This is a genomic window from Clostridium sp. UBA5119 (assembly GCF_002414285.1).
Taxonomy (GTDB): Bacteria; Bacillota; Clostridia; order Clostridiales; family Clostridiaceae; genus Clostridium_J; species Clostridium_J sulfidigenes.
The window spans coordinates 38,797-52,765 of record NZ_DHYX01000095.1 but is presented as its reverse complement, the minus strand read 5'-3'; the positions used below and the strand labels follow the sequence as shown (position 1 = coordinate 52,765).

Annotated in this window: 12 protein-coding genes; 1 reads left to right on the top strand and 11 read right to left on the bottom strand. The window is 28.4% G+C overall.

Going from position 1 to position 13,969, the window contains the following annotated elements; all coding sequences use genetic code 11:
* The first annotated feature begins 10 nt into the window (after positions 1–10).
* Entirely contained in the window at positions 11–541 is a 531-nt protein-coding gene (locus B2671_RS14710) for a GNAT family N-acetyltransferase (RefSeq protein ID WP_346871075.1), read from the top strand.
* 142 nt (positions 542–683) lie between these two features.
* On the opposite strand, the gene B2671_RS14705 is transcribed toward B2671_RS14710, so the two are convergent.
* The 11 genes from B2671_RS14705 to B2671_RS14655 form a co-directional block, all read right to left on the bottom strand.
* Positions 684–2,450 (bottom strand): ABC transporter ATP-binding protein, encoded by a 1,767-nt coding sequence (locus tag B2671_RS14705; RefSeq protein WP_346871074.1) that lies wholly within the window; start codon positions 2,448–2,450, stop codon positions 684–686.
* Positions 2,447–4,192, bottom strand: coding sequence for an ABC transporter ATP-binding protein (locus B2671_RS14700; RefSeq protein ID WP_346871073.1), 1,746 nt, complete (start codon positions 4,190–4,192; stop codon positions 2,447–2,449). The genes B2671_RS14705 and B2671_RS14700 overlap by 4 nt, the downstream gene beginning before the upstream one ends.
* A 219-nt stretch (positions 4,193–4,411) precedes the next feature.
* Positions 4,412–4,681, bottom strand: coding sequence for a methyltransferase domain-containing protein (locus B2671_RS14695; protein ID WP_346871072.1), 270 nt, complete (start codon positions 4,679–4,681; stop codon positions 4,412–4,414).
* Positions 4,682–4,734: 53 nt separating this feature from the next.
* Complete coding sequence (locus B2671_RS14690) at positions 4,735–5,889, bottom strand: hypothetical protein (protein ID WP_346871071.1); 1,155 nt, start codon at positions 5,887–5,889, stop codon at positions 4,735–4,737.
* Between the two features lie 110 nt (positions 5,890–5,999).
* On the bottom strand, positions 6,000–6,917 hold the full coding sequence (locus tag B2671_RS14685; protein ID WP_346871070.1) for a GNAT family N-acetyltransferase: 918 nt from the start codon (positions 6,915–6,917) through the stop codon (positions 6,000–6,002).
* Between the two features lie 79 nt (positions 6,918–6,996).
* Complete coding sequence (locus tag B2671_RS14680) at positions 6,997–8,298, bottom strand: alpha/beta hydrolase (protein ID WP_346871069.1); 1,302 nt, start codon at positions 8,296–8,298, stop codon at positions 6,997–6,999.
* Positions 8,299–8,550: 252 nt separating this feature from the next.
* A complete protein-coding gene (locus B2671_RS14675) occupies positions 8,551–9,093 on the bottom strand; it encodes a GNAT family N-acetyltransferase (protein ID WP_346871068.1) in 543 nt (180 codons plus the stop codon).
* Between the two features lie 689 nt (positions 9,094–9,782).
* The gene (locus B2671_RS14670) at positions 9,783–11,468 is read right to left on the bottom strand and encodes a bifunctional metallophosphatase/5'-nucleotidase (protein WP_346871067.1); all 1,686 of its coding nucleotides are present in this window, start codon (positions 11,466–11,468) and stop codon (positions 9,783–9,785) included.
* Between the two features lie 175 nt (positions 11,469–11,643).
* A complete protein-coding gene (locus B2671_RS14665; RefSeq protein ID WP_346871066.1) occupies positions 11,644–12,063 on the bottom strand; it encodes an RDD family protein in 420 nt (139 codons plus the stop codon).
* A 190-nt stretch (positions 12,064–12,253) separates the two neighbouring features.
* On the bottom strand, positions 12,254–12,550 hold the full coding sequence (locus tag B2671_RS14660) for a YgjV family protein (protein WP_414632640.1): 297 nt from the start codon (positions 12,548–12,550) through the stop codon (positions 12,254–12,256).
* A gap of 307 nt (positions 12,551–12,857) precedes the next feature.
* Positions 12,858–13,667, bottom strand: coding sequence for an Mrp/NBP35 family ATP-binding protein (locus B2671_RS14655; RefSeq protein WP_346871065.1), 810 nt, complete (start codon positions 13,665–13,667; stop codon positions 12,858–12,860).
* Between the last annotated feature and the right edge of the window lie 302 nt (positions 13,668–13,969).

The following is a 13,969-nucleotide window of genomic DNA, read 5'->3' as shown; positions in this document are numbered from 1 at the left end:
GAAATAAATAATGATATATAAAGAATTAAAAATAACTGACTTAGTTCCTGAACTATTAAAGGATTTTGATAGACATGAGAAAATACACAGAGCTTGGAGACTAAGAGATGATGGAAGTGAGTATCTAAAAGATATCTATTATGAAGAGAATTGGGATAATAATGAGCTATTATGCATATGTAATGAATTAAAATCTACATTTGAAAAAGGGGGTTCAGTTTTTGCAGCCTTTGATGAAAGTAAATTAGTAGGATTTGCTTCCCTAGAAAATGAATTCTTTGGGAGTAAAAAACAATATATTCAATTGTCCAATCTTCACATTACAAACAGCCACCGCCATAAAGGTATTGGGAAAACACTATTTAACATGTGTATTGATAAAGCTAGAGAATTAAAGGCTAGTAAAGTTTATATCTCTGCCTCATCTTGTGAAAATGCTCAAACCTTTTATAGGTGTATGGGATGTATACTAACTAAAGAAGTAAATAAAAAGCTATATAGTCTTGAGCCCTTTGATTATCATATGGAATATATCTTATAAAATATATTATATTTAACTCAGTATAAAATGCTTAAAAGGAAGGAGATTAATTAAACATGTAATTAATCTCCTTCCTTCTATTCAATAGGTAAATAAAGTCTAACTTTGGATGTTCAGAAACTTCTTCTATATAGGCTATCTTCTAAGCTTCAAGGCCCCATATCTGCCTCATTTCTTCACAGTTTTTAAGAAGTTCTTCAAGTTTTCCCTGTCCTTCAATTTTTCCATCCTTCATAACTAAAATTTTATCTGCATTCTTTAAGGCTACATGTCTATTAGAAACTACTAAGGCCGTTATATTTTTCCTTTCAAACATCCTATCCCAAAGCTTTATTTCTGTTTCTATGTCTAAGGCACTATATATATCATCAAAGACATATAAATCAGCCTTTCTTGCAAACATTCTTGCCACAGCTACTCTTTGTCTTTGACCTCCGGAAAGTTTTACTCCTTTAGAACCTATCAAGGTATCTATTCCATCCTTAAAATTCTTAATATCCCTATCTAAAACTGCTGAATATATAGCTTGCTCCAATTTTTCTCCTTCATCCTTTAGTCCTAAAAGAACATTATTTTTAATAGTATCACTAAATAGGTTAGAATTCTGAGATGTATAAGCTACTATTGGAGGTGTTAGCTTTTCACTATTATTTTTAACTTCTTCATTATTTAGATAGATTTTCCCACTATCTACAGGTAACATTCCTAAAATAGATTTTATAAGAGTTGTCTTCCCTGCTCCAATTCTTCCTGTAACTACTACGAAATCACCCTTATTTACTCTTAAGTTAATATTTTCTATACCACTAGTTTCATTATACTTATAAGTTAGCTCCTTAATCTCTAAACTCTTAAATTCTATATCTTCTTGTTTACATTTCTCTTCAATTAATTCACCTTTTAGATATAATGAATTATGAGCTAATAACTCTTTTTCCATATTTTCATCTAAGAGTTTAAACATTCTCTTAAATGCAATTCCACCTTGCTGATACCTAGCAAAAATTTCTCCAAGGAAGCCTGCAAAATCAGCTACAAAGGGAAGATAATATAGAAATAGTGAAAAATCTCCTACTGAAAAGCTCCCTTCCAGCATATATTTACCTGTTAATAGCAATATAAATCCAGTACCAATAGTTACAGCATTTTCATATATAGCATCCATGATATTTACAAAAATCTTATCGCGCACCATATATTTCATTCTTTTTTCATTAAGATTATTTAGATTATTAATTATATACTTCTCACTTCCAGATATCTTTATGGCTTGTATTCCAGTAAATATTTCCCCGATAGCCCCTGATACATCACCAGTTGCTTCCCTCGCAGTAGTCCTGTATTTTGAAATATACTTCATAGCCTTTTGTGATAATAATATTACTATAACTAAAGGAGCAAAAATAAATAAAGTTACCTTTACATTTATGGTTAATAAAATAATTAGTGCTCCTAAAGCAAATAATCCATCCCCAATTATATCTAAGGTGAAGCTTATAACAGTCTCAATCTCTTCTATATCATCTCTAAAACAGTTCATAGACTCACCTAAAGAAGTCTTATTTTCAATTAATGGATTATTTATAATACACTCTAGTAGATTTCTTCTAAGTAATCCACTCATAGAAAATCTATGGTTAGCATCTACTCTTCCACCCATAGCTATAATAATTGATCTAGTTAATGCTACTACTAAAATTAATGCCATAAGGCTTAGAATTTCACTATTCAACCCTCCACTTTTCTCTAAGACTTCAAAAAATCTCTTAGTAATTAAACCCGGTATCAGTGGAAACATATGAATTGTTATCCATAAAAAGCAGTTGAGTAAATAATACCATGGTCTATACATTATCATCTTACCAATATACTCAAGCACTGGAATTTTCTCCTTTTTACTTTTTATCATGCCAGCACCTCCTCCATACCCTTTTGTAGTAAATTATAAAATTTTGAATTATTATCTTTATAAAGTTTCTTTCTATTGCCGTACTCTACAATTGTTCCTTCTTCAAGAATCAAAATGCTATCTGCTCTCCCAACTGTTCCAAGTCTATGAGCTATAATTATACAAGTCCTATTTTTCAACAGTTTATTTAGTGCATTATCTATAAGTCCTTCAGTGATTGGATCAAGTTTTGAAGTAGCTTCATCTAAAATAACTAATTTGGGGTTTTTAAGAAACACTCTTACAAAAGCGAGAAGTTGAGCTTCTCCTGAAGATAAGCCACTACCACCATTATCTAGAATAGTATTTAGCCCTTGGGGTAAATTATTAAGCCATGGCATTAATCCAATATCTTTAATGATATTAAGTATAGTTTCATCTTTAATACTAGGATTAAAGAGTGTGAGATTTTCTCTAACTGTTGCATGAAAAATTTGTACTTCTTGAGTAACATAACTAATATTTTCCATTAAACTTTCTTTAGTGAAGCTCTTTAAATCCTCTCCATTAAATCTAATAGTTCCATTGCATACATCGTATATCCTTACAATTAACCTAGCTAAGGTAGTTTTACCACTCCCTGTATGACCTAGTACTCCTAAAATAGTATTTTTTTCTATATTAATATTTATATCTTTAAGTACAGCTTCTCCATCTTCATAACTAAATGAAACTCCATCTATAGCTACATCAATAGAATCTTTACTATTTAGACCATTATCGCCGTACTTTATTGTACTTTTAATTTGCAAAAGCTCTTTTATACGCTTAATACTCGCTTCAGCTCTTTGAAGTTTTTGCATCTGTGATCTGATTTCTTCTAGTGGATTAGCCATAAGCTCAACATAGTGAAATATTAAATATACAGTACCAAAGGTTATTAATGAATTCCCATAAAAATACGCTGAAAGTATTAATGCTGCAGCATTACCTAATGCAAAGACAATTATGTTAGCTATCCACATATAATAGTGGCCTAAACTGGCTTTTATTTCAACAGGCAGCATTTTTCTGAATAATTTATATAAACTATTCATAGTGTAATTTTTACTGCCACAAGTATTTATATCTTCCACACTAGTAATGTGTTCCCCTAAAAAACCATACAACTGTGCACTATATTCCCTTGATTTTTCCCAATGCTTTGATGAATGTTTTTCTATATATTTCATTACAACCATATCCAAAATAGCAATCATGGTTAATGTTAATCCAATCCTCCAATCTTCTTTATATAGCAATAAAATTATTCCTATTAAAAGTCCTAAATTTGATATAAATTGCAATACAAAAGTGGAGAAGAAACTAAATAGAGCATTTACATCTCCATCAACCCTTTCAAGCATCTCTCCTGATTGATGTGTTTTATGGAAATCCATATCTAAGTTTATACAGTGCTCTATTAAATCTCCTCTTAATGCATTAGTTGCTCTCCATCCAACCTTTTCACTAATATAAGTTGATATAATTTTAAATACTTGCCTTATAATTCCAAAAGCTATAAATAACAGAGCTGCTATTACTAAATTTTCGCTGCCCAAATTATCTGTTACAGCATCAATATAATATCTCAATATTTGTGGATTTGCTAATTGTATTACTAAGTTAGTAACTAATATTAAAAATAGTAGTATTACCATAATTTTTTGCTTTTTTAAGTACTTATATAATAATCCAAAGTAATCTTTTATTGGCAACTTCATTGTCATCACCCCTTTCAATTGATTATGTTGAAACCATTTCTTCAATTAACTTATTTTATGATTAACATCTATAGTCTAATTTTTTACGTAATATTAGACTACGGATGTTAATCAATATTTTTAAACCCAATATCCTCTTTCCATTTTATCTTACATATGTGAATTTATATTAATATCTTTACTTTACCTCATAAATTAGGTGTTCACCCTTTTGAAAAATTATATGAAGATTTTTAGCATCTCTTCAGATAAATCTATACAAGTTACTCTAGCATTAGGCGCCTTATTGAATATTTCTTCTAACTCAAGGCCTGTACCACAGCCTAAATCAAGGATTTCAATAACTTCTTCAGTGTATTTTAACGTAAAAGAAACTAGCTTGTAGTATTCTTCAAAGGAATTTATGGATTCTTCCATATGCTTTTCATATCCTTCGGCCCTTAAATTGAAAAAACTCCTCATTTCTTCTATTTCATAATTTTCACTCATCCTATTACCTACTTTCTGATTAACTTCCCTATCTATCTATTTGCCTTAAATGATTATATAATTCTTTCTTTTGGCATTTCATCTACAATATCTGAAAAGTGAATATGTTGAAACTTCCAATTTTCTTTTTCCTTAACTAATATTGCTGTAAACTTCATAGGTACTAAATAAACTTTTCCTCTTTCAGCATCATATAGTCTATAATTTATTTTCCATAGCATCTTTAACAATTTTTCTTCAATTGATTTCTCAACTGGTAATAGGTGTTCATGAAATAAATCTCCTAAACTATCATAGATCTCTTGTATATCTGATGAATATTTTAGAAAAGCTTTTGAATATACTAGCGCAATGTTATCATGAACATCAATGTATAAATTCTCTTCATTAAGATTAAAATCTCCCCAATACTTCCAATCTCCTTCTAATAGTCTATAAACTCCTTCATGACCACTGAAATTTTCTCCTTCATCAGCTCCAAAAATAAATATTTTATTTCTACTTGTAAATAATTCTTTTACATATTTATCAATTAGTGATACATCTCTAAGTTCATATGCTTCTTGAAGTATTGAAATTGCTTTTCTTATCTTTAAAATTTCATCTCCACAATTATCTATTATATTTATATTTCTAAACTTTCTAGGAATATCTTCATGCGCAAACACTTTTTCATAGTCTACTCCCCCAAAGGAGAAATTAATATGTTTTATCATCCACTTTGATTGCCTGTTAATCATAAAAACTGTACATCGAAACGGCCAAATATAATTTTCACCTAAGTTTGCTTCAAAAAAGCCTCTTGAAATCTCATAGGCAAATTGCATTAATTCCTCTTTTCTTACATCAGATCTCTTTAAATCTTTTTTTAGTCTATACATCATATTTTCATACATATGCTGTTCTTTAATATTCATTGCACTTCTACCACCAGTAGCTATTACCGCTACTTCCTCTTCTATGAATATTACAGAGTTCTCCAAGTTCAAGTTTATATTTTTTAAATATTTATCTTCTCTTATCCAGTAATCTTTTATTGATTCTTTAATTTCTTCAACTCCAAAGTACCAATCGTCCAGTCCGGCTCCAATTAGGCTTGTATCTTTTTCTTTAATGAAATATTCATCAATAAATTCATTTAAATCCTCTATATTATTATTGTTATAATCATTCATAAATTGAATTAACCTATCTTTTATTTCATTCATAAATCTGCTCCCCCACTACATAAATTTATCACTTAGCTTTATTTCATAATTTTGAATCATATACGATATTATTCCTTATACCATTTAATTAATTACTATAATATATTTATCTAAGCTAACTTCATCTGAGATAACTCAAGTCCCTTTAAAAACCCTAAGTTCTCATAAACCTGCTCAGCTTCATTTCCTATATCAACATACAGCCTAACTACAGGATATTCTTTCTTTAGAATAGTAAGTGCCTTTTTTAGCATTTTAGTTCCAATACCTCTGCCTTCATAGCTTGGTTTAACAGCTATCTGAGATATTAAAGGCCATTCCTGCCAAAGTGATACATAGCAAACTCCCACTAGCTCATTAGTATTCCCATCATATACAAGGGTAGAAGCTCTATTTAGCATGTCATTGTCTAAATAATCATCAAAGTATTCTTTTACCCAATCTGTATATTCATCTAGGGCATAACTGCTATGAAGATTCACATTGCTTTCAAAAGACTCATGAAGTAACTTTCCTATTTCCCCTTGATTTTCTCTTTTAGGTAAATTTATACAATATTCTTCTCCCCACATAATATTGAATTCTTCTGTCGGTCTTATCATCCACCTACCGCTTTCAACTTTTTTGAATCCTATTTTCTCATAATTTTCAACTAAAGATGGTTGTACTATATCTGCAAGTATATCCTTTGTAGTATCTGACCAAAAAACTAGAATTTCTTTAAGTCTTTCTAATAATAAATCTACATTTGAATAGGGAGGTATAATGAATAATTCTGATATATTATTAGGTTCTATAAACACTCCACCTATTTTTTTATCATCTTTAATAATCCAAAAGCATTCATCTTCATCATCAACTACAGTTCTCATTACGTCATAACTTTTCTTAAAGAAGCCATTAGCAATGTTCATCTGTGAGTAAACTGTATAGTAATCAGTGAACTCTTTATTATCAGCCCTTTCTAGTCTATATCCATCCCTTAATTCATAACTTAATATTTCCTTTGACCACTTTTGAAATTTCATGTACTATATCCCCCTTAAGTATCTGTTCAAATCATTTTAATAATGAAAATTATCTAATAATTTTATTTAATTAACCTCTTTATTGTTTATCTACTAACAAAGCTTTTACTCCATTTGCTAGATTATCTTGCCAATCATAATAGAGATGAGCACCTATAAAAGTTTCAGAAGTTACATTGTATCCCTTACTTTTTAATGTAGCTATCATTCTGTTGTTTGCCTCCACATGACCTTTTGAAAATCCCTCTAGGCTTCCCATATTTAAATAGAAGTCTATAGGTAATACCTCTGAATCCTTGTATTCCTCTATTAGTTTACTATTTCCCTCAGAATCAAGTTGTATTTCTCCCTTATCATTAATAAACCATGCAAAGGCTCCTGATTGTGATAGAACATTTCCGAATACATCAGATCCATTAAGTGCTGCATAAGCTGCAAATTGTCCACCTAAACTTAATCCTGTAATAATTGTATTTTTAGGATTTTTTGTCACCTTATAATTTTCCCTAACCCATGGTAATATATCTTCTGTAATAAATTCAAAATATTCATTATTACAAATTAATTCTTTTGCTCTATTATCTGAGCTTTCAATAAATACAGCACAGGTAGGACTTATATGCCTATCACCTATGATATTATCTAGTATTTTAGGAGCTTCTACTAAGTTTATATATTCCCATCCATCAGTAAACACCATTAGATTGTTATCACTTCCATCTTCTTCATATCCATAAGGGGTGTATATCCAAACTCTTCTTTCCTTTTTATCTGACTTAAATTTAAATCTAGACATATGAATTTTTCCTATTTTATTATCAGTTCTTTCCTTTGTCCATATTTTTTCTTTAGCCTCAGGCATCTCAATTATATTTTCGGTAGGTACAAGAAGCGCTATATCTTCTGGATTTTCTTCATCTCTTACAGGTGTATAAGTTTTAGGATTAAGAGGATCTATGATTACATCTTCATCCCTCCATTCATACTCTTCATTAACATTTGCTATCAATGTATATAAACAACGAGCTTTTTTAGATAAAATAGCACTTCTATACCATAAATCACTATTACCTAATCTATATAAATTAGTTTTTTTATCGCCTTCTCCGAACATCCATCCTCCAAAGATTTCACTGAAAACAAATATATTATCAATTTCTCTATCCTGTCTCCAAATTACAGTTACAATTGAATTTTCTTCATCCCCCTCTATGTCTTCAATAAGAGGCGCCCCTTCTCTTTCGATCTTTTCCCAAAATATATCTATAGCATTATCATTTCCAGAATTCATATCCTCTTCAAGTTTTAATATCATTGGACTTAATATTTTTTTATTCTTCATAATTAATTTAGCAATAAGGTTATCTAATAGATACCTCAATGGCTTCCCCCTTCAATTTAAGTATATTTTAATTTATTCTTTATCTAAACCTACTGAATTTAACTATTTACTACTAGCTAAATTTACATTTCTAATACGTTACTTCTTTATGTTTGTATATAGAATTACTAAATCATCTAAATAACCAAATCCCACAAACCCTCATGAGCAGAAGAACTATTTAACTAGTTGTATAGTTCTATATTTAAATAGTTGCATAGGTAAATTTCTGTATATTAAACTATTTAAAATTTAATCATTATGAGATTGAATATCCATTACTATAAATTTAAATTCTCCATCTTCCATATACTCATCACATTTTTTAAATCCTAGCTTGTTAAATAGTGCTAATGATGGCTTATTATTTTCTTCAATCTCCACATATATTCTATTTATATCCATGGTATTAAATATATAGTTCATGGCTATCTTGATAGAGTCATAAGCTATGCTTTTCCTCCAATATCTTTTATCACCTATGGTAACTCCCATTTCCCCCTGCTTTGCAACTGTATCTATACTAAAGAAGTTGACAAAACCTATAAAATTTTCATCATTATCGGTGATTATAAAATACCTATACATTCGATCTTCTAATCTATCATTGATCACATTTCTTTCAAAGTTATCACAATAGATTTTACATTCTTGAATTAATTCCCTACTATTACTTGGTATAGGTCTTGGATCATACCTACTAATTTCCTTGTCAATTCTACAAGAAAACAAATTAATGATATCTCCTTTTTCTATATCTCTTATCCTAATTTTCTTATCCTCATAATAAGTCACTATTAAATCCCCCTTTTTCTACTTTATCTTTTTACTTTTTTAGAAATCCCCTTATTGAGCAACAAAAAAGCTGTAAGAAAGAATCTCTCTCTTACAGCCAAATCTAACATTTTTATTTTACTTAGTTAATATACTAATCTCTAATTTAGTATATATTATCTACTTCACCCAGTATATATAGACAAAGTTTCATATTATTATACATCCTATAAATTCAAAGACACAGTAAAGTATTAAGTATGTTACCATATTTAGTCATACTTTAAGTACTTCTTTACATTTATAAAATATATATTAACCAATATTATTATAAAGTTAGGACAACTTGTAAATCACTAAATAATTAAAGACATAAATAATTGTGGAATTCACTAAAAGTAATCCTATATAATACCCTTCTTAAGACTTAGGTCTTAAGCAAGGCTTATTACAATAATTAAGTAAAATTTAGAAATAGCTCAATAAGATCGATTTCATTTCAATTGTATTAAAAAGAAGTATCACAAAAAATCCCATAGATGTACTATAGACTTATAACGTAAACAAAACCTCTTTCAAATTAAATATTTTCTTTTCTCGAAAATTTAACTAACAATTGATTCTAATCAACATCTCATTGTCCCCTTCCTAAATTTAAAATTACAAGTATAATTTACCATAATAAATATATATAGTCAACACAAATATTCCTACTTCATATCTAATAAACGTAACTTTTTAAGTTTGTCTATATTTAAAGCTTTATTATAAGGTAATTCAATAATACCTTCATTGACTAATTTAATTATTCGCCCTTTATATGGTGACTCTAAATTAACCCCAGTTATCTCCCAGTTATTATCCACTTGTGGAGATATAATACCTTGATTTTTAATATACTCTACTATCATATCTCTAATTGTATTAGAAGATTTCCATATATAATTATTCTTTGCTAGCTTCCTACCTTTTAAATTTGCAAAATAGCAATAATCACTGGTTGCTAATTTTAATACTTGATTTTCTTTCACTAACTCACCTTTAAATATTAAATCTACAATTCGATGACCTATTGGTTTAGAAATATCTACTTTATAATTTAATCCAGCAAAAAATTCATGTTGATATCCTGGAATATCCATGGTAAAGCTTATAGAAATATCTCCTGGCTTCCACTGATTATAAGCGGAAGCAGCCCATTCCATATAATTCTTTAACTCTTTCCCAGTAACTTCTACTACATAAAGAAAAGTAGTAAACTTATATATATTGAAAATATGTCCATAAGTAATAACACCTTTTTTTATATTACTATCATCCCTAATTAAAGAAGTTGATGTAATATCTGCACCAGAATTTATAAGCTGAACCTTATTTATAAATTCTATAAGTGGAGTATCTCTAAGCCGTCCTTCTGGTATAAAGTTTATCTCATCCTTTGGTTGAAAATCTTCTGTGGCTTCTCCTATTACTTCTGTGACAAAATCCATAGTTGTTTCATGTGCTTTCTTAATAACTGGTAATTCACTTAACTCTTCACTAGGATAATACTCCTTCATGGATACAACTTTCACTTGTCCATCTATAACATGATTATTATTGTCCAAGGTTAAATCAAAACGAATTACTTCCTGTCCACTATCTGTAGCCCCTCCAATGAGCATTTTTCCTCTTTTTTCTTTTACTGTTATATGAAAATGCCCAACTACTAGTACATCTATCTCCGGACATAATCTCAATATTTTTTCAGCTGCATCTCTTTCATTCTTCTTATCATGTTCTGAAACCATGCTTGCATGAGCCATAACCATTATAATATCTACTTTACCCCTAATTTCACTTACATACCTATAGGCAGTTTCACCAAGGTCGTAAAAATTTAGATCCTTCACTAGATTTCCTACCCATCTTGGTACATTAGGAGTAGTTAACCCTATAATTCCAACTCTCACTCCACCACAATTTATAATTGTATGTGTCTTTACAAAGTCTTCACCACTTTCTCTATATTCTACATTTGCTGAAAGAAATGGAAAGTTACTTTGCTTTTCAAGAGATTTTATTAAATCAAGTCCAAAATTAAATTCATGATTTCCCAATACCATAGCATCATATCCCATAAAATTCATAGCAGAAATCACAGGATGATTTTCATCCTTCTTATTATTATACATTTCATCTGTTAACGTATTTCCTTGAATTATATCTCCATTATCCACTACCAAAGTATTAAGATTTTCACTTTTTACTTGCTTTATATAAGAATAAATACGATTCATTCCGCTATCATTAAAGCTTTCACCATTATCATAGTTATATCCTAAAATGTTTCCGTGTATATCTGTAGTTGCTAAGATTGTAATTTTCTTATTCTTTATTGTAGTGATTCTATTCATTTATATTTAATCCTCCAGCTTAAAACATTAATTATTAATAATAATTTTCTCAATAATAACTTCTTAATTTATTCTTATTATAGCATTTGCTTCAGCAAAATATATACTTTAACATGGTGTCTATTTTTTTCTCCATAAATAAAAAACGCATCTAAACATAGACACGTTTTCACTACTATAATTTTAAAATAGATTTTCCTATAGTTGTTTTTAGCTTAGTAGCTTCCATTATAATACCATATAAAATATTTACAATTACATATATTACTAAAAATCCTAATACTTTGTCTCCAAATTTATATCCAAAAGGCATTAATATTAAATTAAATAAATAGAGCAATGCAAAACTTACTAATAAACTTATGCTCTGATCAATTATATTAGCACCTAGTTTGGCTAGAAATCCACCTTTCTTTTTAACATTTTCATTAGAACACTTTTCTAGCTTTTCAGCTTCATCTATATGCTCTAATACTTCTTCATTTTCTAAAGTTGCTTCCATGTTTTCTTGTGTTTCAGCTATATTTTCTTCTGTTACATTTTCCTCTTCTATACTTTCATTATCACTTTTTATATTTTCTTCATCCTTTAACATCCAATATCCTCCTTAAATAATAATTATAAACTCTCTGATAAATATACTATACTTTAAATTATCTGTAAATTAATTCTATGTAAACTTAGTATGAATTTACATAGAAAATTTACTTTTTAATTCTATATTTAAAGCTATAGTGTAACTTTTCTATTTCACTATAGCTTAACTTTTATTGTTATATTAAAATTTAAATGTTATTTTTAGTATTCATTTCTCTAAATAACTTATATAAGTAATATAGATTTATAAAAACTATAATTGCATTAGCTATAGCTACAGGATATGCTCCAATAATCAACCCGTATATTACAAATAATATACATCCCATTAAATTAATAAATCTTAGCTTAAATATTTCCTTCATAAACATAGAAATTGTAATTAGTATAGATGCTAAATAACCTATCCACTCAATCAATGTACCATTGAACATAGAAATCCTCCTAAAGTTTATTATATTCATTAATGAATAACAATTATTCACTCTAAATACTAATAAAACCAATGTTTTTAAAAATATGTTTATTTATAGTTTCTCTATTATATATTTTTTTATTTATATAATAATTATTTTTTATTTTAGTTTTTAGATTTTTATCTCTTATATAACTTTTTATCTCTTATATAACAATGTAACTTAATCCTTAGATTTAAAACAAAAAATATAAAAATTATCTCAAATCAAAGACTTAAGATAGTTTTTATATTATAAATTTTTATACTGTTATAAACTGATATAATGATACAATAATTTATAAAAAGGTTACAATAATTATCTATTATACTTACTCTTATAAATTATTGATTATGTTTTCAACAATTTTATTAAATATGTTTTTTAATTCCTCTTGATGCTCTTCATCTTTTGATAAATTGCTTATACTACTTATCATAGGTAATTCACCTAAAAGATTTAAATCTAGATTTTTCAAGAACTTTTCTGTATCTTCTCCATTAAATAATTTAATTTTTTTATCACAATCAGGACACTTAATATAACTCATATTTTCAATAACACCTAAAACTTTTATATTTAATTTTCTAGTCATGTTAACTGCCTTTGCAACTATCATAGATACAAAATCTTGAGGAACAGATACCATTACTATTCCATTTATCGGAATATCTTGCATTANNACGTCTCCTGTTCCTGGTGGCATATCAACTACTAAATAGTCTAATTCTCCCCAAATCACATCTGTCCAAAACTGCTTAACCATTCCACCAATCATAGGACCTCTCCAAATTACAGGATCTTCTTCATTTTCTACTAGTAGATTTAACGACATAACCTTTATTCCTTCTTGAGATTCAATAGGATATATATTTTTACCATCCCCCATGGCTTTTTGTCCTGTAATTCCAAGAAGTCTTGGTATACTTGGCCCTGTGATATCTGCATCTAAAATCCCTACTTTATATCCTTTTTCCTTTAATTGTCTTGCTATCAAAGTAGCCATGGATGATTTACCAACGCCACCTTTTCCACTCATAACTCCAATAATTTTTTTAACATTGTTTAAAGGATTGTTTTCTACTCCACAACTTCCTTTATCTTTACTGCATCCACCATTGGATGGACATGTATCACATGTTGACATAAAATCATCTCCTCATTATTATTGGTATTTACCAAATTTATATTACTGCTGTTTTTAATTGTTGTCAAATGCCAATAACCATATTTATTATGATTTTATATGAATAAATTATATTTTTGTCTAGCATATTATAAAATTAAAATATAACATATAAAAATTACTGTAATAATCTACAAAAATTTACTATAAATTGAGTCTTGTAATATTGCATGTTACTTATCTCTTAATTACATAACTTAATTCTAAAGTAAATTCTTCTACTATTTATCAGACAACTCCCGGCTCTAATACTCCCATCTTTT